This is a genomic window from Rhizorhabdus dicambivorans, assembly GCF_002355275.1.
In the GTDB taxonomy this organism is placed as follows: Bacteria; Pseudomonadota; Alphaproteobacteria; order Sphingomonadales; family Sphingomonadaceae; genus Rhizorhabdus; species Rhizorhabdus dicambivorans.
Map to the genome: position 1 here is coordinate 1,876,710 of NZ_CP023449.1, position 23,991 is coordinate 1,900,700.

Here is a 23,991-nt window from a genome sequence, read left to right on the forward strand (position 1 = left end):
GTAGGGGAGTGAGCCGGGTTGCCGTGATCGGTCTGGGCTATGTCGGGTTGCCGCTCGCGGCCGCGCTGGCCAGGCATTTCCCCACGGTCGGCATCGATATCGACAAGGGCCGGGTCGACGAGCTGCGGAACGGCCACGACCGCACCAACGAGCTGGACGGCGCGGCGCTGGCGGCATCGCCGCTGGAATATGCGACCGATATCGAAGCGGGCGCGGAGGCCGACGTCATCATCGTCACCGTGCCCACTCCGGTCGATCATGCCAACCAGCCCGATCTCGGCCCAGTGATGTCGGCGACCCGCAGTGTCGCCAGGATATTGAAGCCCGGCAGGGGCACGATCATCGTCTATGAGAGCACCGTCTATCCCGGCGTGACCGAGGATTTGTGCGGGCCCGAGCTGGAGAAGCTGTCGGGCCTGAAGCGCGGCACCGACTTCTTCCTCGGCTACAGCCCGGAACGCATCAATCCCGGCGACCGCGAGCATACCGTCGACCGCATTACCAAGGTGGTGGCTGGCGAAAATCCCGACGTGCTCGATACGCTCTGCCAGGTCTATGGTGCGGTAACGACGGGGGGCACTTTCCGCGCCGCATCGATCAAGGTCGCCGAGGCGGCCAAGGTGATCGAGAATGCCCAGCGCGACATCAACATCGCCTTCGTCAACGAAATCACGCAGATCTTCGGCAAGGTCGGCATATCGGTGTGGGACGTGCTTGCCGCCGCCGGGACCAAGTGGAACTTCCTGAAGTTCGTGCCGGGGCTCGTCGGCGGGCACTGCATCGGCGTCGACCCCTATTATCTCAGCCATCTCGCCCAGCAGCTCGGCCATTATCCGCGCGTCATCCTGGCCGGCCGCGGTATCAACGACGGGATGGGAGGCTGGGTCGCCGACCAGATTCACGAGCGTATCCCGAGCGGCTCGCGTATCCTGGTCCTTGGGCTCACCTTCAAGGAGAATGTGCCCGACCTGCGCAATTCGCGGGTGATAGACGTGGTCCGCCGGCTCGAATGGCTGCGCCATGAGGTGGTGATCCACGATCCGCTCGCCGATCCCGCCGAGGCGCGCCACGAATATGGGGTCGATCTGGCGGGCGACGCGCTCCAGCAGCGGTTCGATGTCGTCATCGGCGCGGTTTCCCATGCCGATTATGCGGGGATGTCCGCCGACCGGCTTGCCGCGCTGGTGGGCGAGGGCGGCATGGTCGCCGATCTCAAGGGGATGTGGGGCGGCCTCGATCTGCCCGCCGGCGTCAAGCGCTGGTCGCTCTGAGCGGACTTCGCGCCGCCATGAACCGCAGGAGCTGGGCGGAACGCGGAGGCGCGCTGCTGCTCGGGCTCGCGGCCTTTCTGCTGGTGGTGGGGCCGGCGCCGCTCGATCCCACCAACATCGCCTGGCTGTCCGAGGCGGACGCGGCGACCAACTATCTCGGCTGGGCCTTCTTCAGGGCGAGCCCGTGGGGCTGGCCCCCCGCCGCGAATCCCTCCTACGGGCTCGACATCGCCGGCAGCGTGATGATGGCCGACGCCAATCCGCTGATGGCGCTGCCGTTCAAGCTGCTCGGCCCGATATTGCCTACGCCCTTTCAATATTTCGGCTGGTGGCTGCTGCTCTGCTTCCTGCTCCAGGGGCTGTTCGCCCATGCGATCGCGCGCAAGCTGACCCCCCATGTCGAACAGCGGCTGGCCATCGCCCTGCTGTTCCTGTTCACCCCCTTCTTCCTGATCCGGATCGCCACGCCCGCGGTCTTCCACATGACGCTCGTCGGCCAATGGCAGATATTAGCGGCGCTGTTCCTCTATCTGTCGCCGGATCTGCGGCGGCGCGCGCTCTGGTGGGCAGCGCTGCTCGCGGTGGCGGTCCTTACCCACCCATATCTGCTCGCGCTGGTCGCGGCGATCTGGCTGGCCGACATCTTCCGCGCCCTGATAGCCGCCCGCGAGGCGCCCAGGACGATCCTGCTCGGCGCGGTGCTGGGGCCGGCTGCCGCCTTCGCCGTGGCCAGGCTGTCGGGGGTGTTCTGGCTGCAGGGAGCCGGCATCGATACCGCGAACGCCGGGACCATGAGCGTTGAGTGGGGCTTCGCGATCTACAAGGCGAACCTGCTCACCGCGATCGATCCTGGTGGCTGGTCGCTCTTCCTGCCCGACATCGCGACCAAGCCCGAACAGATAGAGGGCTTCGCCTATCTGGGCCTCGGCGTGCTGTTGCTGGCGGTGGCGGCGGTGGCCGCGGGCGGACGGCTGCGCCCGAAGCTGCGGCTGGATCGCCAGCATTGGCCGCTGGCGATCATCCTGGCGGGCTGCGCGCTATTCTCGCTCAGCAACCACGTCGAAATGGGGGGCATATGCTGAGCCTGCCCTGGCCCGCACCGCTAGTGGGAATCGGGAACATGTTCCGCAGCACCGGCCGTTTCGTCTGGCCGGTCGCCTATGTCGTGATGCTGATCATCATGTGGGGCGTGGCGAAGGGGTGGCGGCGTCCGTTCGCCTCGTCGCTGCTGGCGGTCGCGGCGCTGGTGCAGATCATCGACAGCAGTGCCGGTTGGAGCGCCTATGCCGAGACGTTCGCGCGGCGCGGCGCCGCCTGGCCGACGGGGCTGCAATCGCGCTTCTGGGACGAGGCGAAAGGGCGCTACCGGGCGATAGGCCTGATCGTGCCCCGCAATCACGCGCCCTTTTATCGTGACCTGAATATGTGGGCGCTTGACCAGGGCATGGGCAGCGGCATCACCTATCTGGCGCGTTACGACAGGGGCGCGCTCGATCGCCTGACCCAGCTTCGCGCCCACCAGTTCACGTCGGGCAGTCTGCCGCGCGACACGCTCTGGATAACCGATGGCGTGCCGGCGGACCGACTGGCGGGTATGAGGCGGACATCCGGCGACTTCGTCGGTACCGTCGACGGTATCCCGCTGTTCGCGCCCGGCTTCGCGGCCCGACCGGCCCGCTGATTTCAGTTCGGCTGGTTTGACCGGAACCGGCTGAACCTGCCTCGGTCAGCTGCGGGCGTGGCTGCGGCCTTCCTTCTCGGCGGCCCGGAGTTCGTCTCCCTCCGGACCGTCGACCGCCGTCTTCGCGGCTTCCGCCTCGGTCTTCACCTTGTCCTTATCCCGGGCGTGCGCGGTCGCGCCTTCGTCATATTGGCGGGCGGCCTCGTAATTGCCCTCGCCCTTCCACTTGCCGTCTTTCTGCATGGCTGCTCTCCTGTCGATAGGCATCCAAACCCGTCGGCGGCAGCGGCAGTTCCCCGAAAAGGCGGAAGGAGGTAAGCCGAACGTTTGCCGACAATGCGCCTTCCAACGATCGGCTCAGAGATCGAGGGCCGTGATCAATATTTCCACCCCGCCGTCGCGATGGGTGATGAAGCCGTCCCCCGCAAGGCGGGTGGCGGCGTCCTCTATTTCCTCGCGCTTGCTCTGCAGAACCTCGGCGATCTCGCCGGGGGTAGCCTGCTTCGCCAGCCGGAACACGGCGCCACTGTCGAGTTCGACGATCGCCGCCTGCCCGTCGAGCGAAGCATGGAAGCTGGGGCGCGACGCACCTTCGACAGGGGAACCCAGGGTCAGCGGCATGGTGCATCCGATCGCCTGCGAGCCTGCCAAGCTGGCAGCCTCATCGTGCAGCGCCTGTGTGGCCTACCCCATATCCGTGGCAGGGCGATATGATGCAGATTAGTGGTCGATAAGCTTACCGTAGCGTCACCGAGTCACACAGGCCCAGGATGGCCGTCGTCGAGATACAGATAGGAACCGTCGAACTGGCCCCGGGCGGCGAGGCGTTCGGGCTGCATGATTTCGACCAGCGACGAACGCATCGTCACCAGGCCATCTTCGCGAAGCTGCCGGAGGATACGGTTCATGTGGATGCTGGTGACCCCGCAGATTTCGGCCAGATCGTTCTGGGTCAGGTCGAGCGCGAAGCTGCGACCGTCGCTGAGACCGACCGCGCATAGCCGCGCATTGGTTTCACACAGGAAATGCGCCACCCGGCCCATTGCGTCGAGACGGCCGAGCCGAAACAGCCAGGCACGATGCATGGCCGCGTCCAGCAAGGTCGCGAACCATAATTTGCGGGCGAGCGTGGTGTCCGTGACCAGCATGTCGATCCGGTCGTGCGGCACAATCGCGACCCGCGCCTGGGTGACCGACGAAATGTCATGTTCCAGGTTCGACAGCGCATAGCTGTGCAGATCGACGAAATCGCCGGGAAGGTGCAGGCCGACGAATTGGCGCAGGCCATCGCGATCGGAAATCGTGCGGCAGACCAGCCCGTCGATGATGAGCGCACTGTGGCGCAGCGGGCGGCCCGCTTCGATCAGGATGGTGCGGGGCGGGATCGCCCGTATCTCGCTCACCGCCTTTTCGATAGCCGTCCGCTCGGCTGGCACCAGCGACATGCCGCGCCGTCCCTTCAGGAATTTTTCCGTAATCATCCCCTGGCGTCGCACCCCTGAGCGCGGCGGCCCCCGTTTCGGCCTCCGTTTTGATCGATGCGCATCCTCCTAATCCGGGAAGCCCCGAAATGAGATTGCCGTAGGTTAAGTTTGTGAAATGAATTGCAACTTCCCTGTCATCGACGGGTTTGATCAGCGATTCCAATCGCCTGCCGGACGCGCGGCGTTCCGCTTCGCAGGCCCTCCGTGAGGCTTGTCCGATCATGCCGCAGTTCTATTTCCACGTCTTCAACGGCACGGGAGAAACGCATGACGACGAAGGCGTGGATCTTCCCGACATGCAAAGTGCGCGGGTGCGGGCGATAATCGCGATCAGATCCATTCTGGGTGAGGAACTAAATCGCGGCCTGCTGGATTTTGGAGGTATGATCCGGATAACCGACCAGAATGGCAATCTGCTGCTCGAGGTGCCCTTCGCCGAAGCAGTGGAGGTGCGCGATGGCGACGAACGCACGTGAGCCGACGTCGCCGCGCGCCGGGGACGGCGCCGACAAGCTGCTGCTGAAGCTGCGCCTGCGCGACGGCATCGATGCGGAAGAGGAACAGGCGCTGCGCGACATCATCAGGCCTCCGGAGCGCATGGCTGCGCGCTCCGTGGTGGTCCGCGAGGGTGTGCCGCTCGAGCGTTCGGCGCTGCTGGTCCAAGGGATATTGGGTCGCTCGAAGGATATGCGGGACGGCCAGCGCCAGATTTCCGAGATACATATTCCCGGCGACTTCGCCGATCTCCACAGTTTCACCCTCAAACGGCTCGATCAGGACGTCATCGCACTGACCGAATGCTGGATAAGCTGGGTGCCGCATTCCGCGCTTCAGGACATCACCGAACGGCTGCCGCACCTTGGCCGGATGCTATGGCTTTCGACAAATCTCGATGGCGCGCTCCACCGTGCCTGGACGGTGTCGCTGGGACGGCGCGATGCGCTGGCAAGGATTGCGCATCTTCTGTGTGAAATGCAGGTCCGCCTGTCGGTGGTCGACATGGCCGACGAGCGATCCTATGCGCTGCCACTGACCCAGAGCGACCTGGCCGAATGCGTCGGGCTGACATCGGTCCATGTCAATCGGGTGCTGCGCGAACTGCGCGAGCAGGGGCTTGTCACCTTCCGTAGCGGGCGGGTGACTATTCACGATATCGATCGGCTGCGCAGGGTCGCCGAATTCTCCACCGATTATCTCTTCCTCGATAAGCGGGCCCGCTGATCGCCCCGTCCGGATTGTATCGAATGCGACGAACGGCTATGCGAACGTTCAATGACAAAAACTTCGTGGGACGCAGGAGAGAAAGCCGCCGGGGAGCGGGATGACGCTCCTACGTGCGCTTCGCTCGATCCAGCCTGCTATGATCCCAGCATATTGTTCGTCGCCGAGATCGGCGCGGTTCATCGCCAGTGGCAGGCGGCGATGGATTATCAGCTTCGGGACCAGGGGCTGACCCATGTCCGCTGGATCACGCTGTGGCGGATCGCGGAATCGCAGGCGGCGCTCAACCAGACCGATCTGGCCCGCCAGGTCGGCATCGAAAGCTCGACCCTCGTCCGCCAGCTGGATGCGCTGGAGGAACGCGGCCTGATAGAGCGCGTCGTCGACAAGGATCGCCGAGCGCGCCGGATCAGGCTGACCCCGGCCGCGCAGCCGGTGATCGAACTGGTCAAGGTGACCGCCAGCCGGCTCTGCCGAGAGGTGATGGCGGGCGTCGATCCGGCGCAGATGGCGCAGAGCACGGAATTGCTCCATGCGATGCGCGCCCGGTTGCGCGATCGCGTCGCGGCCCCTGCGGATGGCTCCGGCGGCGAATAGGCTTCGCCCTTCGGCAGGAAGATATTGCCGATCGGAGCCGGCTCTTCCCTTTCCCATTCCACCGGCGTCAATGGGGCATGTCCGCGTCCCGGCCCAGCCAAGCCCAGCTTCCCATCCTTGCCCGGCGGGTGGCCGTTCCCGCCTATGACCGGGCGGCGCTGAAGCCGGGGATCGTTCATATCGGTCTGGGCAATTTCCACCGGGCGCATATGGCGCGCTATACCGACGCGCTGATGGCGCGCGAGCCGTCCGCATCGGCCTGGGGGATCATGGGGGCAGGGCTTCTGCCTGGCGATGCTCCGCTCCATGATCACCTGCGCGCGCAGGACTGGCTCTACACGCTGGTTGAGCGCGGCGAGGGCGAGCGGGTCGCGATCGTCGGATCGCTGGTGGGCACGATCCTCGCAGCGGGAAGCAGCGCCGCCCTGGTCGAGGCCATGGCCCGACCGGAAACCCGCATTGTCAGCCTTACCGTCACCGAGCATGGCTATTGCCTCGATGCCGCCACCCGGCGGCTCGACCGCGATCATCCGGCGATCCTGGCCGACCTCGCCGATCCTGGGCATCCGCGCAGCGCGGTGGGGATCATTGTCGAAGCTTTCCGCAAGCGGATGATCGCGGGTTTCGGCGCCTTCACTGCGATGAGCTGCGACAATATCCAGCATAACGGGCATATGCTGGCCCAGGCGGTGCTCGACTTCGCCGCCTGGCGGTCGCCCGCACTGGCTGCCTGGATCGCCAGCCACGCTCGCTTCCCGAGCACGATGGTCGACCGCATCACCCCGGTTACGCGACCCGAGGATATCGCCGATCTCGCCGCGCGGCACGGCATCGACGATGCGGCGGCGGTCTTCTGCGAAAGCTTCAGCCAGTGGGTGATCGAGGACGACTTCGCCGACGGCCGGCCCGCCTGGGATAGTGTCGGCGCGCAGTTCGTGGATGATGTGACGCCCTATGAGTTGATGAAGCTGCGGCTGCTCAACGCCAGCCACCTGGCGATAGCGGGCCCGGCACGGCTGATGGGCCACGACTATGTTCATGAAGCCATGGCGGACGGTCTGGTCCGCCGGTTCATGGCCCGGCTGATGGATGCCGAGACGGGACCGACCCTGCCGCCGGTGCCGGGCATCGACCTCGATCGCTACAAGGCGACATTGATCCGGCGTTTCGCCAATCCGGCGATCCGCGACCGCGTGGAACGGGTCAACAGCGATGCCGCGCTGAATTATCTGCTCGATCCGGTCCGTGACCGGCTCACAAAAGAGGAGCCGGTCGATCTCCTCGGCTTCGGCGTCGCGGCCTGGATCAGACGGATGCGCGGCGAGGATGAGGCGGGCGGGCCGATCGAGGTGCGCCATCCGCTGGCGGCGCTGCTGCGCGAACGGACGATCGAAGGCGGGCCCGATCCGTTGCCGGTGCTGCGGATCGCGAGTCTGTTCGGCGACCTGGTCGACCATGTCGGCTTCGTTGCCACGGTGGCGCGCAGCCTCGCCGCGATCTACGCATTGGGTTGCCGGGCGGCACTGGAGCGGCTGGCGGAGGAGCAGGGCTTTTGAGCGAGGATGATCGGCTGTTCGCGGGGATCGAACTGGGCGGCACCAAGGCGATCGCGCTGATCGTGCGGGGCCGCCGGATACTCGCCAGCGCGCGCTTTCCGACCGGGCAACCCGAGCAGACGCTGGGCGTGATCGGCGACCGGCTGGAGGCCTGGCAGGCCGAGCATGGCCGCCCGGAAGCGCTCGGCATCGCCAGCTTCGGGCCGGTGGGGCTGGATCGGTCGCGGGCGGATTACGGCCATATCACCTCGACGCCGAAGCCCGGCTGGCAGGGAACCGATCTGGTCGGCCATTTCAGGAAGCGCTTCGGCCTGCCGATCGGTTTCGACACCGATGTGGCGGGCGCGGCGCTGGCCGAGCATCGCTGGGGCGCGGCGCGGGGCTGCGACGTCGCCATCTACATCACGATCGGCACCGGCATCGGCGGCGGCGTGATCGTGAATGGCGAGCCGCTCCATGGCCTGATCCATCCCGAACTGGGGCATCTGCGCGTCCGCCGCACCGCCGGCGATGATTTTGCGGGGGTCTGCCCATTCCATGGCGATTGCCTGGAGGGCTTGGCCTCCGGCCCCGCGCTCGGCGCGCGCGCCGGCATGGACGGTGCGGCGATCCCCGACGATCATCCCGTGTGGGATCGGGTGGCGGCCGAGCTGGCCGAGGCGATGGCGATGCTGATGCTGACCTTGTCGCCCCGCCGCATCCTGATCGGCGGTGGCGTCTTCCAGCATAGGCAGGGGGTGCTGGCCAGGGTCCGTGCGCGCACCGCCGAACGGCTCAACGGCTATGTCGCGGGGGTTGGAGAGGCCGAACTGGCGGGGATCATCATGCCGCCGGCGCTCGGCGACAGAGCCGGGCCACTCGGCGCCATTGCGCTCGCCTACCGCTCGAGCTGAGCGCTTCGCAGCATATCGTCGATCGAGCGATCGAAATGATCGCTCATCAGCCGCCGGGCGGCGGCGGGGTCCCGATCGGCGATCGCCCTGGCGAGCGCGCGGTGCCGGGCGATCACGTCGCTGCGCTGGCCGTCGGTGGTGCGGGTCTGCCAGGCGGCGGGAACCGCCATCTTCATCAGCGTGCCGAACGACCGGATGATGTTCAGGAAGAAGGGGTTGCGGCTGGCTTCGGCGATCGCCTGGTGAAGCGCCACATCGGCGGCGGTGACCTGTTCCATGTCGTCCCCCGCCTCCGCCATCGCTTCGGCGAACGCCACGATCCGCGCCGCTTCCTCATCGCTCCGCTTTTCGGCGGCCAGCTCGGCGGTACGGACCTCCAGGGTGCGGCGGACGTCCCAGATCTCGCTGATCGACACCTGCGAGGTCGCCACCGCATGGTCGAGCGAGGCGGCCATCACCGATCCGTCGATACCCGCGACCCGCGCGCGGCGGCCATTGGCGACGTCGATATGGCGCAATGCCGCCAGCGCGCCGAACGCCTCACGCATCACCGCGCGGCTGACGCCGAGCTGGCTGGCAAAATGGCCTTCGCCGGGCAGCGTGTCGCCCACTTTCAGGTCATTGTCGCGGATATGGTCGCGGACGGCCTGCATCGCCTGCTGGACGAGCGACAGCCCCTCGCCGGGGCCATAGGCGCCGGGCGGATGCGAACTCATGCCGCCAGCCTGCCGGCGCGGTACTGGGTCGGCGCGGTGCCGAAGCGCCGTGTGAACGCCCGGGTGAAACTGGCATTGTTGAGATAGCCGCAACGATAGCCGATCGAGGCGATCGGAAGGTCGGTCGACAGCAGCAGGCTCCGCGCGCCCTCCAGCCGCTTCTCCGCCAGCGCATCGGCGATCGAGCAATCGAACATCTCGCGGAAGCCTCGGGTCAGCTTGGCGCGGTTGAGCCCGCAGGCGCGCGACAGCTTGTCCAGGGTCAGTTTCTCGGCCCAGCGTTCGTCGATCATCGCGCGGGCGGCAAGGATGCGGCGGCTGTCCTCCTGGGACAGCAGGCCATCCCCCAGAACCGGCACCAGCGCATCCGCCCCGATCAGGCGGAGCGTGTCGCACAGCAGTTCGATGCTCTTGGCGAGGCGATAGGGTTCACGCGCTGCTTCGGGAAGCGCGCAATCCCGGATGGCCAGCGCGATCTCGCGCAGTTCCCGCGTGATGTGGAAGCCACTGGATATTCCGGCGGGCAGCGTGCCGAACAGCCGCCGGACGGCATCGGCGGCCACGATCAGGACCAGCGGCTCGCCCTCGAAATCCGACGGCCTTGGGGCGGCATGCCAATGGACCGTCGCCGGAGCCCCAACACCGCCATAGCGAAAGCCGAGGGCGACCGGATCGGCGGGCCAGGCTTTTTGGGGAACCGTCCCGCCACCAAGCAGCGCGCCCATCTCATGGGAGACCTGAATCCACTCGCGCTCACCAGCCTTCATATCCGCACCTCGCCCGTCAGGCTCTCTCCATGAACCTTTCTGATAGGTTTTGCAATACCTATCAGAAAGGTTTTGATGTGGAGTCTTGCGGGGCGTGGCGCATCGCCAGCGGAAAGGCGATCGAGGCGAGCGCGGTGGTCGCCACCCCGACGATGGCGAGCGCGGTCCCAAGCTGCGCTTCGCCGCCGAGCAGGCCGCTGACGACGGTGATCAGCACGGGGGCAAGGCCGAAGCCGATGATCCCTGCCATCGCGATGAACAGGCCGATGCACAGCCCGCGCAGTTCATTGGGCAGCAGCACGGCGATGGCGGTGCTGACGATCAGCCCGGCGGCGGTGCCGCAGAACAGGAACAGCCCGAGCATGATCGCGAAGCTGGGCTCGTCGGGTGCGAGCGGAAACAGCGCGAGCGGCACCGAAAGGATGGTGGCGCCGACCGCGCCCAGCAGGATGCCGCCGCGCCGGCCGGTGCGGTGCCCGAAATCGGCGGCGATGCCTCCCGACAGCGACCCGGCTATCCCCGCCGCGAACACGACCAGCCCCATCCATTGGGCGAATTGCTGCGGCTGGAGGCCGTAGTTGCGCGACAGCACCGGGGCCGCCCAGATGCCGGCGGCGATGTCGACCATCGCCACCGCGATCTGCCCCGCGAACATCGGCAGGATGAAGCCGCGCCGCGCGACGATTTCGCGCAGCACCACGCGTAAAGGCGCGCCTTCGCCCGCGATCGTCTCGCGGCGGGGCGGCTCGCGCAGGAAGAAGAGCGGCAGGATCGCGATCACGGTGATTGCCGCCACGACGAGATGCGCGCCGCGCCAGGGCTCGGTCAGGCCCGTCCAGGCGGGCAGGGGCATCTCGCCGAGCAGGCCGAACAGCCAGCCTCCCAGCGCGAAGGACCCCGCCGTGCCGCCCCATTTGCCAAGGGTGAGGATCAGCATCGCGCTGCCCCGGCGGGCCGGGACGCACAGATCGGCGGCGATCGAGATGCACGCCGCGACCGCGCAATTGGCGGCAAGCGAGGTGAACATCCGGCCGATGAACAGCGCCGTCGCGCCATTGGCGAAGGCGATCACCAGCAGCCCGGCGACCGCCGACAAAGCCAGCCCGATCATCACCCGGATCCGGTTGCGATGGTCGATCATCCGCCCGATCGGCAGCGACAGCAGGACGAGCGGCAGCGCGGCGCCGACGCCCTGGATGAAACCCAGCTGGGTGTCGCTCAGCGCCAGTTCCGCCTTGGCGGCTTCCTGGACGATGCTGAACAGGTTGAGCGCCTGGTTGCCGGCCGCGATGGCGAGCGACAGCGCGACCAGCGCGGGAATCGAGCGGGCGAAGCCCGTCTCCCGGCTGTGGCCGGGGTGAGGTGCGCGGTGCATGTCGGGCGGCCTACAGCTGGAATATCTTCCCGGGATTGAACAGATCCTTGGGGTCGATCGCCCTTTTGATCAGCCGCATCATGTCCACGGCATCGCCCAGCTCGTCGACCAGATGGCGCTGCTTGCCGATGCCGATGCCATGCTCGCCCGTGCAGGTGCCGTCCATCCCCAGCGCGCGCTGGACCAGCCGGTCGTTGATCGCTTCCACCTCGTGCATCTCTTCGGGCGCATGGGGGTCGATCGCGAAGATGACGTGGAAATTGCCGTCGCCGACATGGCCGAGAATGGTCGACGGCACCGCCGATCCGGCGAGATCCTGCTGGGTCTCGACGATGCATTCGGCGAGCCGGCTGATCGGCACGCAGACGTCGGTCGTCCAGCCGATCGCGCCGGTACGCTGGGCGATGGCGGCATAATAGGCCTCGTGCCGAGCCTTCCAGAGCTTCGAACGCTCCTCGGGCAGGTTCGACCAGAGGAACTCGTCGCCGCCATTGCCGCTGGCCAGTTCGCGCACCGTCTCGACCTGTTCCTGCACATAGCGTTCCGAGCCGTGGAACTCGAAGAGGAGGGTGGTCTTCTCCGGATAGCTCAGCTTCGAATAGGCGTTGCAGGCGCGCATCTGGGCCGCGTCGAGGATCTCGATCCGCGCCACCGGCACGGCAAGCTGGATCGACTGCACGACGGTATCGACCGCGCCCTTCAGGCTCTCGAACGAGCAGACCGCCGAGCTGATCGCCTCGGGGATGCCGTGTAGCCGCAGCGTGATCTCGGTGATGATGCCCAGCGTGCCTTCGGCGCCGATCATCAGCCGGGTCAGGTCATAGCCCGCCGCGGACTTGCGGGCACGCCTGGCAGTGCGGATGACCTTGCCCTCCGGCGTCACCACCTTCAGCGACAATATCGCCTCGCGCATCGTGCCGTAGCGCACCGCGTTGGTGCCCGAGGCGCGGGTCGAGGCCATGCCGCCGATCGTGGCGTTGGCGCCCGGATCGATCGGGAAGAACAGGCCCTGGTCGCGCAGATATTCGTTGAGCTGCTCGCGCCGCACGCCGGCCTGGACGGTGCAGTCGAAATCCTCCTGGTTAACCTCGACGATCGCGTTCATCTCGCCGAGGTCGATGGTCAGGCCACCCCGGACAGGTGTGACATTGCCCTCCAGCGAGGTGCCGGCCCCGAACGGGACGACCGGCACCTCATGGGCGACGCACAGCTTCACCAGCGCGGCGACCTCCTCGGTCGAATGGGCGAACACCACCGCGTCCGGGAGCACCGGGTCATAATGGGTCTCGCTCGACCCATGCTGGAGGCGGATCGCCTCTCCGGTGTGCAGCCGCTCGCCGACCACCGCGCGGACCTCGTCGAGGAAGCCCGGCGGCAGCGGCTTGCGATCGATGGTGATCGGCGCGGTCATGGATCAGAACGCGAAGCTGGCGCGGACGCCATAGCGACGACGATCGCCGATGATGCCGAGATCCGATGCCGGCAGGCCCGCCAGCTGGAGCGTGGTCTTCTCGATATAGCTTTCGAAATATTTCTTGTTGAACAGGTTGGTGCCGAACAATGCCAGTTCGACCGGGCCGTGCCGGTAGGCGATCGATCCGTTGACCAGCGCATAGCCTTTCAGGAACGTCGGCGTGGTCTGGTTGAGGGTCGCGGCGAGCCGCTTGCCCTTGCCCTGGACGCCACCGCTGAAGGTCAGCGTGTCGTCGCCCACGGGCACGACATAGTCGCTAGTCAGGCTGAACAGCAGATCGGGCGTGAAGGTGAGGCGGTCGCTGGAAAGGACGCGATTGGTGGCCCGCGTATAGGCACTGCTGTCGGTAAGGCGGGAGTGCTGGTAGGTCATGCTGCCCGAGATCGTCCATTGCGGCGTGGGCTTGAATGCAGCCTCGATTTCGAAGCCGTAGCTCTCGATATCGCCGCTATTGAGATCGACCGTGACGAGGCCGGCCGGCACCGCCGGCGCGATCGAGTTGAGGCCGATATAGTCCTTGTAATCATTGTAGAAGATGTCTGCCGACAGCGTCACGCCGCGCGTGGCATATTTGGTGCCCAGCTCATAGGTCCAGGCCGAGTCGCCCTTATAGGTACGGAACGGCGCGTTGGGCGGATTGAAGCCGCCGCCGCGATAGCCGCGCGCGACCGACGCATAGGTCATCAGGGTCGAATCCCAGTGGCGGGTCACGGTCAGTTTCGGCTGAACCTGGTTCGACTTGATCCTGGCCGAAGGGATGGCGGTGCCGGCGACCGAGCCGGTGGCCTTGCGGAGTTCATGATCGTAACGCAGACCCGCCGCGACTTCCCAGCCCGGATTGGGCTTCCAGAACAAGGTGCCGAACACGGCCGATGTGTCGCCCTCGCGATGGTCGATGGTGCGGACCGTGCGGGCCAGGGGAATGATGTTCTGCAGCAGGTTCGAGTCCAGTGTTTCCTTGCTGTAGAACAGGCCGACGAGGGTCGAGAACTGGTCGTTCAGCGTGGTGTCGAAGCGCAGTTCCACCGTCTTCGTGCGCAGCTTGTCGGTGCCGCTGGACCGCACGACATTGTCCGGACCGAAATCCGCGTCATTGTCGGGCGCGCTCGTGTTGCGCAGGTCGTAGGCCGCTTGGAGTGTGATCTTGGTGTTGAGCGCGTCGAGCGGCGCCTCGATCTTCGCGTTGACGCCACGATACCTGTAGTTGGTGATGCCCAGCGCGTTGAACTGGTTGGTGCGCAGATAGTTGGTCGGCCCGGAGACGCGGGCGTAGGGCGTGTTGGTGCCCTTGATCCAGTCATAATAGCCGTTGAGTGTGATCGTAACATCCTCGCTGGGGGTGGCCCGGATGGTGGCATTCAGCGAGTCGGTGTTGAGCGGGTTCGATTTGCCGCCGATGGTGACATTGTTGATGAAACCGTCCTGCTCGCGATGCGAAGCGGCGATGCGGATCGCCAGCTTGTCCTGGACGATCGGCGCGGAGACCGAGCCCGAGACCAGCCAGGCATTGTCGGGGCCGGCATAGCTAGCCTGGCCGCGTGCCGAGAATTCGTTGCCGGGCTGGCGGGTGATGACGTTGATCGCGCCGCCCAGCGTGTTCTTGCCGTAGAGCGTGCCCTGCGGACCGCGCAGCACCTCGATCCGCTCGACGTCGAGCAGCGGGTTGTTCAGATAGGCGGTGTTGGGGCGATAGATGCCGTCGACGAACAGGCCCACACCCGGCTGGACGGTGCCGACCAGCGTGTTGCCGACGCCACGGATCGAGATGAAGGCGCGGCCGGCGCCATCGCTGGCGATATTCAGGCCGGGCGAAAGCAGGGCGGCTTCGCGGACCGAGTTGATGTTGCGCTTGGCCAGCGTGTCGCCCGAGATCGCGGTGACGGCGACCGGAACGTCGAGCAGGGTCTCGTTGCGCTTGCGGGCGGTGACGATGATTTCGCCTTCGTCGCCGGCGATGTCCGCTGCGGCCTGCGGAGCGGGGGCGGCCTGCTGGGCGAAGGACGGGGTCGCGGCGAGTGCGGCGAAGGCGCAGCCCGAGGCGAGCAGGGTGGTGAAACGCATCGAAGGTCCTCTCCTGAATGGCATCGTGTTAGATCCGGTGCCGGACAGTTCGGACCTATCAGATAGCTGACCTTTCTGAAAGGTCGTGATTCCCCCTAAACTATGCCGGGCGGCTCCTAGGCTTGGCCGATCGGATCAGGGAAGGAAGCCCTGCGCAGCCATGGGTTCCTCCCGCAGCGCCTTGCCGTCAAGCAGGGAAAAAACCTTACGGCTTTCGCGGTCGAACGCGTCCCAGGGCAGACTGCCGTCCCGCGCAAAATCGACCCAGATGCGGTGGACCCGATCAGCCAGCGCCTGCGGCGGCGCTTCTCCGGCAAGGCCCTGGGGGCCGGTGGCGCAGGCCAGGGAATCGAAGGTGAATGGCAATTCCATGCCGTGGCACGCCCCCAATTCGCCACCGAATGCGGGCGAGCGCCAGTCGAACTCGTACATATGGGTGCGACCCTGGTGCTCCTCTGCGAAGCGGCGGGCGGGCCAGCGGAAGACAAGGTCGTTGGTCGCATCGAGGAGGGCCTGGCCGGCCTTCTTTCCCGCCTGGCCCAGGCCATAGGCCTTGAGTGCCTTGCGCGCCCGGGGCTGCGAGCGGCTGAGAATGAAGGTGGCGAACAGGCCGCCAACCTTGTCGCGAACGCCGGTCGGGACGAGATAGAGGTTCATCTCCTCGGCATTGGTGCCGATCAGCACATCGATTTCGGCGCCCGCGCCCCGCTTCAGCGCCTCCAGCGGCTGGAGCGGCAGCACGTCGTCGCCGTGGACGGGCACGAAGCGGCTAATCCCGAAAACCGGCTCATGCCCATCGGCATCGCGCAGATCGATCCGGGCGGTGGGCTGCGAGACCTTATCGACTGCGTCCAGCGTTGCCTCCTGGTCGACGCTCATGAAACCGGCCTTGTCAGGCGTGATCCGCAACAGCTTCGCGAGTTTCCTGACCAGCCGCTGCATCACCGGAATCGAGCGCGTCATCGCGGCATGGCCGCTCTGGATGATCGCCCGGCGGAACAGGCCCTTGGCAAGCGGCGAGGCGATCAGGTCCGCAATCGCCATGGCGCCGGCGGATTCGCCGAAGACGGTGACGTTGTTGGGGTCGCCCCCGAACGCGGCGGCATTGGCCTGCACCCAATGGAGCGCCGCGATCATGTCGCGCAGGCCCAGATTGGTGGGAATGCCGGGGATCGGCAGGAAGCCGTCCACGCCCAGGCGATAGTTGATGGCGAAGCAGACGATGCCGTCGCGTGCGAAGGTCGCGCAGTCCTGGATCGCGGCGTCCTTGCTGCCGATGACGAAGCCGCCGCCATGGATCCACACCATCACCGGCCGGCCCGTGCCCGCATCGTCGGGAGTGAAGACGTTGGCGGCGAGATAATCGTCGCCCCGCACCCAGCCGGTGCCGATCAGCGGGCTGACGTCGAGGCCGGGGAAGTCCTTCACCCGGTGGGGGGCGGTGGCGCCGGGCGCGGTCGCATCGCGGATGCCGTCCCAAGCCGGGTGGGAGACGGGCAGGGCAAAGCGCCGCTCGCCGGTCGGGGAGGCGGCGTAGGGAATGCCCAGGAAGCGACGGACCCGGCCATCGCCTATCCCGCGCACCCTGCCGCTGCTCGTCGTCGCGATCGCGTCCGCCATATCCTCTCCACCGCCACTCTACTGCATGATCGAGGGGAAGGCATAGCGGGGAGAAGGGCGCCAATGCGCGGCTTCATGCTGTGCCGACCGGCATTTTGTGAATGCGCGCATCGGGGAACCGTCTGCCGTGCGGCCGGTTGTTCCGGCAGCGGCTTGAAAAGCGAGGCTGGCATTTCCTTATTGGGGGAAGCGGCCAGCGCCATCGCGGCGTGATCGACGGCCGGTAGAGAGGATGGGACATGAGCAATGGCCGATCGCGCGACTGGATGTGGGCCGAGGCCGTCGATCTGATCGATCGCGTCCAGCGGCTTCACCAGCAGGCTTTCGCCCCGGCCCGCGCCGGCGGCGGCACGCCCCGCTGGGAACCGCCTGCCGACATGATCGAGACCGAGACGGAACTGCTCGTGCTGGTGGCCTTGCCCGGCGTGGACATCGACAAGACCGAAGCGTTCATCGAGGACGGCGTGCTGATCGTCACCGGCGCTCGGATACTGCCCGCCGAGTTGCGCACCGCGCGCATCCATCGCCTCGAACTGCCGCAGGGCCGTTTCGAACGCCGCCTGCCACTGCCGGCCGGGCGCTATGATGGCGTTCGCCGGTCGGGCGACCATGGCTGCCTGCTCGTCACCCTTCGCAAGGCCCAGGGAGGGGCCAGATCATGACCGACATGGCCACCCACCCCACCGAGGCCGAGGCCAAGGCCGCCGATCCTGCTGGCAACTTTCCGCCATTGCCCGAGGATGCGATCATCATCGTGCCGGTGCGCAATTTCGTGATGTTCCCCGATGTGGTGATGCCGCTTGCCATTGGCCGACCCCTGTCGGTCGAGGCTGCGCAGGCGGCGGTGCGCCAGAGCCTGCCGGTCGGCGTCCTCGCCCAGCGCGATCCCGAACTGAAGGAGCCGGGCGCGCTCGACATGCACCGCATGGGCACGATCGCCAATGTGCTGCGCTACGTCACAGCGCCCGACGAGAGCCATCATCTGATCGTTCAGGGCGAGTCGCGCTTTCGGGTGAAGGAGTTCCTCGACGGCTGGCCCTTCCTGGTCGCGCGGATCGAACGGGTCGCCGAGCCGGACGCGGAAGGCGCGGAAATCGAGGCCCGCTTCATCAACCTGCGCAACCAGGCGCTGGAGACGGTCCAGCTGCTGCCACAGGCGCCGCAGGGGCTGGCCGAGGCGATCCGGACGATCGGGTCGCCGGGATCGCTGGCGGACATGACCGCGGCCTATCTGGATATCCCGACCGACCAGAAGCAGGACATATTGGAGACGGTGGCGCTGGAGCCCCGGCTCGACAAGGTGATGGCGCTGCTCGCCGAACGGCTGGAGGTGCTGCGGCTGTCGGCGGAGATCGGCAAAGGCGTGCAGGAGAAGCTCGGCACCCGCCAGCGCGAGCATTTGCTGCGCGAGCAGATGGCCGAGATCCAGCGCCAGCTGGGCGAGGATGAAGGCAATAGTGCCGAGATCGCCGAACTGAAGGAGGCGACTGCCAAGGCGGGCATGCCCGAGGATGTCGAGAAACAGGCCAACAAGGAACTGCGCCGGCTGGAGCGAATGCCGGACGGCGCCGCCGAGCATGGCATCATCCGCACCTATCTCGACTGGCTGACTGAGCTGCCCTGGGCATTGCCCGAGCACAAGGCGATCGATATCGCCGAGGCGCGCGCCCAGCTCGACGCCGATCATTACGGGTTGGAGAAGATCAAGAAGCGGATCATCGAATATCTGGCGGTGCGCAAGCTGGCGCCCGAGGGCAAGGCGCCGATCCTGTGCTTCGCGGGCCCTCCCGGTGTCGGCAAGACGTCCCTCGGCCAGTCGATCGCCAAGGCGATGGGGCGCGAATTCGTCCGGGTCAGCCTGGGCGGGGTCCATGACGAGGCCGAGATACGCGGCCATCGCCGCACCTATATCGGCGCTCTGCCCGGTAATATCATCCAGGCGATCCGCAAGGCCGGCACGCGCGACTGCGTGATGATGCTCGACGAAATCGACAAGCTGGGCCGAGGCGTTCAGGGCGATCCTTCCGCCGCGATGCTGGAGGTGCTTGATCCAGAGCAGAACAACAGCTTCCGCGACAATTATCTGGGCGTGCCCTTCGACCTCAGCCGGGTGGTGTTCATCGCCACCGCCAACATGCTGGATACCATCCCGGGGCCGCTGCGCGACCGCATGGAGGTAATCTCGCTCCCCGGCTACACCGAGGAGGAGAAGCTCCATATCGCCGAGCGCTATCTCGTCCGTCGCCAGCTGGAGGCGAACGGCGTGACTGAGGATCAGGTTGCGGTGGGACCCGAGGCGCTGAAGGCGATCATCAGCTATTATACCCGCGAGGCCGGGGTCCGGAATCTGGAGCGCGAGATCGGCAAGGTCATCCGTCATGCCGCGGTGCGCATCGCCGAGGGCAGCGCAACCCATGTGGCGATCGGCGAGGCCGATGTCGAAGAGGTGTTGGGCGGCCGCATCTTCGAGGACGAGGTGGCGCAGCGCACCAGCGTACCGGGCGTCTCGACCGGGCTCGCTTGGACACCCGTCGGCGGCGGTATCCTCTTCATAGAGGCGACGCGTATGCCGGGATCGGGCCAACTGATCCTGACGGGCCAGCTCGGCGAGGTGATGCGCGAAAGCGTCCAGGCAGCGCTCAGCCTGGTCAAGAGCCGTGCCGCGAGCCTGGGCATCGATCCGGGCACGTTCGAGCGGCAAGACATCCATGTCCATGTGCCGGCCGGCGCGACGCCGAAGGATGGGCCGAGCGCGGGTGTGGCCATGTATCTGGCGCTGACCTCGCTGCTGACCGGCCGCACGGTGCGCAGCGATACCGCGATGACGGGCGAGATATCGCTGCGCGGGCTGGTATTGCCGGTCGGCGGGATAAAGGAGAAGGTCGTCGCCGCCGCGAGTGCCGGGATCAAGCGGGTGATGCTGCCGGCACGCAACAAGCGCGACTATGACGACATTCCCGCCAATGCCCGCGAGAAGCTGGAGTTCATCTGGCTGGAGAAGGTCGAGGATGCGTGGGACAACGGGATGGACGCGCCCGCACCGGCTGCCTCTCCGGCCCCGGCCCCGGAAAGCTGAAACGCGCCGCCGGTCAGTGCCCGCCCTGGACCGTCACGCTGCGCGGGCGCGGCGCGAGCCAGATGAAGATCGACGTCACGCAGAACAGCAGGCCGGCGACAAGGAAGACCTTGTCGGTAGCCAGGGTGAGCGCCTCCTTGTCGACCAGCTGTGCGATCAGGGCGCGGGTCTGGTCCGCGGAGAAGCCCGCCTGGGCGAGCGCCGTGTCGGCCGCGCCGGTGTTGAGCTTGCCAGCCAGTTCGCTGCCGGAGACGCGTGCCTGGTCGCCCCAATAGGTCATCACGATCGACGTGCCGGCCGCCATGCCGATGATGCGGAGGAAATTCTGGAGTCCCGCCGCTGAGGTGGCCTGCTGTGGCGGCACCGATCCCATCGCGATGGTGGTCGACATAATGAAGAAGAAGGGCATGCCCAGCCCCAGGAGTGCCTGGGGGAGGGCAAGATGGAAGAAATCGATATCGGTCGTCCAGTTGATCCGCAGCAGGGTGACGCAACCGATCCACAGGAATGCCAGCGACAGCAGCATCCGGGGATCCACGCGGGTGGCCAGCTTGGCAACCGAACGCGCGACGAGCAGGCCGCTGACCCCGGTGACGGCGGTGGCGATGCCCGCCTGGGTGGCGCTGTAGCCCAGCGAAAGCTGCATCCATTGCGGAATCACGACGATCCCCGCCATGTAGAGGCTGAAGCCCAGCGCGAGGGTGAGCACCGCAATGGTGTATCCGTGATATCGGAAGATGCGGAGGTCAACGACGGGGTGTTCCTCGGTCAGTTCCCAGATCACGAAGACGATCAATCCCACCAGCGCGACGATGCCCAGCAGGAGCACGATGGGATCGGCGAACCAGTCATGCTCGCGACCGATATCCAGCATGATCTGCAGCGCCCCGATCCACAGGATCATCAGTGCGATGCCCACCCGGTCGATCGGAAGCTTGACGATCGGCGTCTCGATGGGGCGGAGGCGCGAATAGGTGGCCATGACGCAGAACAGGACGGCCGGGACATTGATGAAGAAGATCCAGTGCCAGCTCCAATTGTCGCTGATATAGCCGCCGAGGATCGGCCCGAACACCGGGGCCATGATCGTGGTCATCGCCCAGGTCCCCATCGCCTGGCCCCGCTTTTCAGGCGGGTAGATGCGCATCAGCAGCGTCTGGGTGAGGGGGATGAGCGGTCCGCCGCAAAGCCCCTGACCCACGCGGCAGGCGACCAGCATGCCAAGCGTGACCGACAGGCCGCAGAGTACCGAGAACAGGCCGAAGCCGAGCACGCAGGTGAGGTAGGTCCGCAAGGTGCCGAAGCGCTGCGCCAGCCAGCCGGTCAGTGGCACGCAGATCGCTTCGGCCACCGCGTAGGAGGTGATGACCCAGGTGCCCTGGCTGGGCGAAATGCCGAGGTTGCCCGAGATGTGGGGCACGGAAACATTGGCGACCGTCATGTCCAGCACCACCATGAAGTTGGCGCTGGCCAGGGCGATGGTGGCGAGCAGGCGCTGCCGGCCCGTCACATGGTTCCAGATGGCATCCTCGGCCATGGGATCGTTCAGTCGCCCGAGACGTCGATTTCGGCTTCCATCGAAAGCCCGACCCGCAGCGGATGCTCGGCCAGTTCCTTCGGGTCGAGCGCGATCCTTACGGGCAACCGCTGGACGACCTTGATCCAGTTGCCGGTCGCGTTCTGCGCCGGGATCAGCGCGAAGGCCGATCCGGTGCCGCCCGAGAAGCCCACCACGCGGCCATGATAGACGACGTCGCCGCCATAGAGATCGGCGGTGAGGGTGGCGGGCTGGCCGGGCTTGACGCGGCGCAGCTGCCGCTCCTTGAAATTGGCATCGACATAGACCTGCGACACCGGGACGATCATCATCACCGGGTTGCCGGTGGCGACCCGCTGGCCGACCTGGACCTGCCGGCGGGTGACGATGCCGTCGATCGGCGCGCGGATGACGGTGCGGTCGAGATCGAGCTTTGCCGCAGCCAGCTTCGCCTTGGCGGAAAGCACCATCGGATCGGTCTCGACGGTCGCGCCGCTCACCATCGCCTGGTTCGCCGCAAGCTGGCCGGCGGCCGCCCCCTGGTTCGATCGCGCCTGGGCGAGGCCCGCGCGCGCCGCCGCGAAGGCCTTGCGCGCGCTGGTCAGTTCCTCGCCGGAGACGGCGCCGGACGGTTGCAGCTTCAGGCGGCGGTCGAGATCTATCCGCGCCTGCTCATAGTCGGCCGCGGCCCGGGCGATATCTGCGCGCCGCGCATCGACCTGTGCCGCCAGGGCGTCGCTGGTTGCCGTCGCCTGACGGAACATCCGTTGCGCCCGTGTCAGCTCGGCCGCGGCGCCTTGATAGGCCAGCCGGGCATTGGCATCATCGAGCCGGATCAGCACGTCACCCTTCTTCACCGCCTGGGTGTCGCTGACCCGCACCTCGACCACCTGTCCGGCGACGAGCGGCGTGACCTGCGCGACCTCGGCGGCGACATAGGCATTGTCGGTGCTGACATGGTTGCGACCGATCAGCAGATACCAGAGGCCCCAGATGATCGCCGCAGCGCCGACCACAAGCGCAAGGCGGGTCAGCCACAGCCGGCGCTTTTCGAGCCGCGCCGCCTTCAGCGCCTGCGCATCCGCCTCGGAGGGCGTATCGGCGCCGGCGGGGGTGATCGGATCGGCATCAGCCATTCGGGCTATCCTTGGCATAGGCAACAGGGTTGGGGGTGAAGCCGCCGCCCAGTGCGCGGACCAGGGCGACGTCCAGCGCGAACATCCGGGCGTCGAGAGCGGCGACCGCGCGGCGCGCCTGCAACAGCTTCTCTTCCGCCGTCAGCACGCTCAGATAGGTCGACAACCCACCCTCGTACCGTTTGCGGGCGATCGCATAGGCTTCCTCGGAATCGGCCAGCGCCTGGCGCGACTGGGCGAGCCGGTCGGCTGCCCAAAGCTGGCTCGTCACCGCGTCGGCTACCTCGCGATAGGCGGTCAGGACGCGGAGATCGTAGCTGGCGACGGCTTCGTCATAAGCGGCGCGGGCGCCACGATACTGGCCCGCAATCGCGCCGCCGTGGAAGATGGGCAGGCTGACCGCCGGGCCCACGCGGCCGGTGGTCGATCCGCCCTTCGCCAGATTTTCCAGCCCGAACGACTGGAGGCCGACCAGCGCATCGAGCCGGATCGCCGGGTAGAAATCGGCACGGGCGGCCTTGATCCGTCGGGCGGCGGCCTCGGCACGGGCGCGGGCGGCGGCGATGTCGGGACGGCGACCGACGAGTTCGGTGGTGATCCGAGCCGGGAGGGCCGGCGGGTGAAGGGTCGCAAGATTGGGCCGGGCAATATCCCTTCCCCGATCAGGCCCGGCGCCGATCAGCGCGGCGATCTGGTTTCGCGCCAGCGAGATCGCCTCCTCTGTCGCGGCGAGATCGGCCCGCGCCTGGGGCACGCCGGCGTCGGCCTGTTTCTGCTCGGCACGGGTGTCGAGGCCCGAGCGGACCCGATCGCCCACCAACTGCCGGGTGGCGGTGCGGAGCTCGACGGCCGCGGCCAGCACGTCGCGTTCGGCATGCAGCCGGGCAAGATCGGCATAGGCGGCGGCGATCGCTGTGGTCAGCATCAGCCGGGCTTGGCCCTGTTCCATCCACGCCGCCTCGGCTTCGGACGTCGCGGCGGCCAGCGCCGCGCGGTTGCCGCCCCACAGGTCGAGATCATAGGACAGGTTGAGCGATGCCCGGCCGATATCCTGCCAACCACGGGGGACGAACTGGGCCGGAACGCCGTTGTTGTAGCTCTGCTTCTGGAGCGCCGCCTCGCCGGTCGCATCGATCGACGGCAGCAGCGGAGCACCGGCGGCTTGCGCCAGCCCTTCGGCGCGCCGGAATCGTGCGGCCGCAGCGGCGGCATCGGGCGAACCGCGCAATCCTTCCTCGATCAGCTGGGTCAGCTGCTGATCGCCATAGTCCCGCCACCAGCCATCGCCGGGCCACTGCCCCGCCTCGTCACGCATGGCGAAGCTCTGCTCGGCGGCGATGCTGCCCGGTGCGCGGAGCTCCGGCCGTGTCCCCAGATCGGGTATGGAAGCGCATCCAGCCAGGGCCAGGGCCAGGGCGAGCGGGACGGGACCACGGCGCGGGGTAAGGCGACTCTGATTCATCAAAAGCGTACCATGTAGGATGGTTGGGGATGTGCGCCCGGCTTACCCCCTTGTCAATATGAAA

21 protein-coding genes and 1 pseudogene are annotated in these 23,991 nt (G+C 66.9%); 10 read left to right on the forward strand and 12 right to left on the reverse strand.

Going from position 1 to position 23,991, the window contains the following annotated elements:
• Positions 1 to 8: 8 nt before the first annotated feature.
• The 3 genes and pseudogenes from CMV14_RS09030 (at position 9) to CMV14_RS09040 (ending at position 2,952) form a co-directional block, all read left to right on the forward strand.
• Positions 9 to 1,271, forward strand: coding sequence for a nucleotide sugar dehydrogenase (locus CMV14_RS09030; RefSeq protein ID WP_238147237.1), 1,263 nt, complete (start codon positions 9 to 11; stop codon positions 1,269 to 1,271).
• Between the two features lie 17 nt (positions 1,272 to 1,288).
• A pseudogene (locus tag CMV14_RS09035) lies at positions 1,289 to 2,475 on the forward strand (DUF6311 domain-containing protein); the annotation flags it as partial.
• The gene (locus tag CMV14_RS09040) at positions 2,452 to 2,952 is read left to right on the forward strand and encodes a DUF6311 domain-containing protein (protein ID WP_524539029.1); all 501 of its coding nucleotides are present in this window, start codon (positions 2,452 to 2,454) and stop codon (positions 2,950 to 2,952) included. The pseudogene CMV14_RS09035 and the gene CMV14_RS09040, both read left to right, overlap by 24 nt.
• A gap of 45 nt (positions 2,953 to 2,997) precedes the next feature.
• On the opposite strand, the gene CMV14_RS09045 is transcribed toward CMV14_RS09040, so the two are convergent.
• The 3 genes from CMV14_RS09045 to CMV14_RS09055 all read right to left on the reverse strand — a co-directional run bounded on the left by CMV14_RS09045 (position 2,998) and on the right by CMV14_RS09055 (position 4,397).
• Entirely contained in the window at positions 2,998 to 3,195 is a 198-nt protein-coding gene (locus CMV14_RS09045) for a hypothetical protein (protein WP_083215885.1), read from the reverse strand.
• Between the two features lie 114 nt (positions 3,196 to 3,309).
• Positions 3,310 to 3,603 carry a hypothetical protein gene (locus CMV14_RS09050; RefSeq protein WP_139114718.1) on the reverse strand — a complete coding sequence of 98 codons (294 nt, stop codon included), beginning with the start codon at positions 3,601 to 3,603 and terminating at the stop codon, positions 3,310 to 3,312.
• A gap of 104 nt (positions 3,604 to 3,707) precedes the next feature.
• Positions 3,708 to 4,397 (reverse strand): Crp/Fnr family transcriptional regulator, encoded by a 690-nt coding sequence (locus CMV14_RS09055; RefSeq protein ID WP_083215886.1) that lies wholly within the window; start codon positions 4,395 to 4,397, stop codon positions 3,708 to 3,710.
• A 260-nt stretch (positions 4,398 to 4,657) separates the two neighbouring features.
• Between CMV14_RS09055 and CMV14_RS09060 the strand changes: the two genes are divergently transcribed.
• From CMV14_RS09060 to CMV14_RS09080, 5 genes are all read left to right on the forward strand, one after another.
• Positions 4,658 to 4,912 (forward strand): DUF6894 family protein, encoded by a 255-nt coding sequence (locus CMV14_RS09060; protein WP_066964529.1) that lies wholly within the window; start codon positions 4,658 to 4,660, stop codon positions 4,910 to 4,912.
• Positions 4,893 to 5,657, forward strand: a complete 765-nt coding sequence (locus tag CMV14_RS09065) for a Crp/Fnr family transcriptional regulator (RefSeq protein WP_066964336.1) — start codon at positions 4,893 to 4,895, stop codon at positions 5,655 to 5,657. Before CMV14_RS09060 ends, CMV14_RS09065 begins: the two co-directional genes overlap by 20 nt.
• Before the next feature lie 51 nt (positions 5,658 to 5,708).
• Entirely contained in the window at positions 5,709 to 6,254 is a 546-nt protein-coding gene (locus CMV14_RS09070) for a MarR family transcriptional regulator (RefSeq protein ID WP_083215887.1), read from the forward strand.
• 77 nt (positions 6,255 to 6,331) lie between these two features.
• Positions 6,332 to 7,810 (forward strand): mannitol dehydrogenase family protein, encoded by a 1,479-nt coding sequence (locus CMV14_RS09075; protein WP_066964339.1) that lies wholly within the window; start codon positions 6,332 to 6,334, stop codon positions 7,808 to 7,810.
• Positions 7,807 to 8,703, forward strand: a complete 897-nt coding sequence (locus CMV14_RS09080; protein WP_066964341.1) for an ROK family protein — start codon at positions 7,807 to 7,809, stop codon at positions 8,701 to 8,703. The genes CMV14_RS09075 and CMV14_RS09080 overlap by 4 nt, the downstream gene beginning before the upstream one ends.
• Here CMV14_RS09080 and CMV14_RS09085 read toward each other — a convergent pair.
• The 6 genes from CMV14_RS09085 to CMV14_RS09110 form a co-directional block, all read right to left on the reverse strand.
• Positions 8,688 to 9,419 (reverse strand): FadR/GntR family transcriptional regulator, encoded by a 732-nt coding sequence (locus CMV14_RS09085; protein WP_066964343.1) that lies wholly within the window; start codon positions 9,417 to 9,419, stop codon positions 8,688 to 8,690. The genes CMV14_RS09080 and CMV14_RS09085 overlap by 16 nt on opposite strands.
• On the reverse strand, positions 9,416 to 10,186 hold the full coding sequence (locus CMV14_RS09090; RefSeq protein ID WP_066964345.1) for a helix-turn-helix domain-containing protein: 771 nt from the start codon (positions 10,184 to 10,186) through the stop codon (positions 9,416 to 9,418). Before CMV14_RS09090 ends, CMV14_RS09085 begins: the two co-directional genes overlap by 4 nt.
• A 61-nt stretch (positions 10,187 to 10,247) precedes the next feature.
• Complete coding sequence (locus CMV14_RS09095) at positions 10,248 to 11,561, reverse strand: MFS transporter (protein ID WP_066964347.1); 1,314 nt, start codon at positions 11,559 to 11,561, stop codon at positions 10,248 to 10,250.
• Between the two features lie 10 nt (positions 11,562 to 11,571).
• Entirely contained in the window at positions 11,572 to 12,972 is a 1,401-nt protein-coding gene (locus tag CMV14_RS09100; RefSeq protein WP_066964350.1) for an FAD-binding oxidoreductase, read from the reverse strand.
• A 3-nt stretch (positions 12,973 to 12,975) separates the two neighbouring features.
• A complete protein-coding gene (locus tag CMV14_RS09105) occupies positions 12,976 to 15,096 on the reverse strand; it encodes a TonB-dependent receptor (protein WP_066964353.1) in 2,121 nt (706 codons plus the stop codon).
• Between the two features lie 135 nt (positions 15,097 to 15,231).
• Positions 15,232 to 16,716 (reverse strand): carboxylesterase/lipase family protein, encoded by a 1,485-nt coding sequence (locus CMV14_RS09110; RefSeq protein ID WP_066964356.1) that lies wholly within the window; start codon positions 16,714 to 16,716, stop codon positions 15,232 to 15,234.
• A gap of 239 nt (positions 16,717 to 16,955) precedes the next feature.
• Here CMV14_RS09110 and CMV14_RS09115 point away from each other — a divergent pair, with 239 nt between their 5' ends.
• A complete protein-coding gene (locus CMV14_RS09115; protein WP_066964359.1) occupies positions 16,956 to 17,378 on the forward strand; it encodes an Hsp20/alpha crystallin family protein in 423 nt (140 codons plus the stop codon).
• Complete coding sequence (gene lon, locus CMV14_RS09120) at positions 17,375 to 19,792, forward strand: endopeptidase La (protein ID WP_066964362.1); 2,418 nt, start codon at positions 17,375 to 17,377, stop codon at positions 19,790 to 19,792. Before CMV14_RS09115 ends, lon begins: the two co-directional genes overlap by 4 nt.
• A gap of 13 nt (positions 19,793 to 19,805) precedes the next feature.
• Here the strand turns inward: lon and CMV14_RS09125 are convergent, their stop codons facing one another.
• Genes CMV14_RS09125 through CMV14_RS09135 form a run of 3 tightly spaced genes read right to left on the reverse strand, consistent with a single transcriptional unit; the run spans position 19,806 to position 23,927 of the window.
• Complete coding sequence (locus CMV14_RS09125; protein ID WP_066964364.1) at positions 19,806 to 21,329, reverse strand: DHA2 family efflux MFS transporter permease subunit; 1,524 nt, start codon at positions 21,327 to 21,329, stop codon at positions 19,806 to 19,808.
• An 8-nt stretch (positions 21,330 to 21,337) separates the two neighbouring features.
• Positions 21,338 to 22,465 (reverse strand): EmrA/EmrK family multidrug efflux transporter periplasmic adaptor subunit, encoded by a 1,128-nt coding sequence (locus CMV14_RS09130; RefSeq protein ID WP_066964367.1) that lies wholly within the window; start codon positions 22,463 to 22,465, stop codon positions 21,338 to 21,340.
• The gene (locus CMV14_RS09135; protein ID WP_066964370.1) at positions 22,458 to 23,927 is read right to left on the reverse strand and encodes an efflux transporter outer membrane subunit; all 1,470 of its coding nucleotides are present in this window, start codon (positions 23,925 to 23,927) and stop codon (positions 22,458 to 22,460) included. The genes CMV14_RS09130 and CMV14_RS09135 overlap by 8 nt, the downstream gene beginning before the upstream one ends.
• Between the last annotated feature and the right edge of the window lie 64 nt (positions 23,928 to 23,991).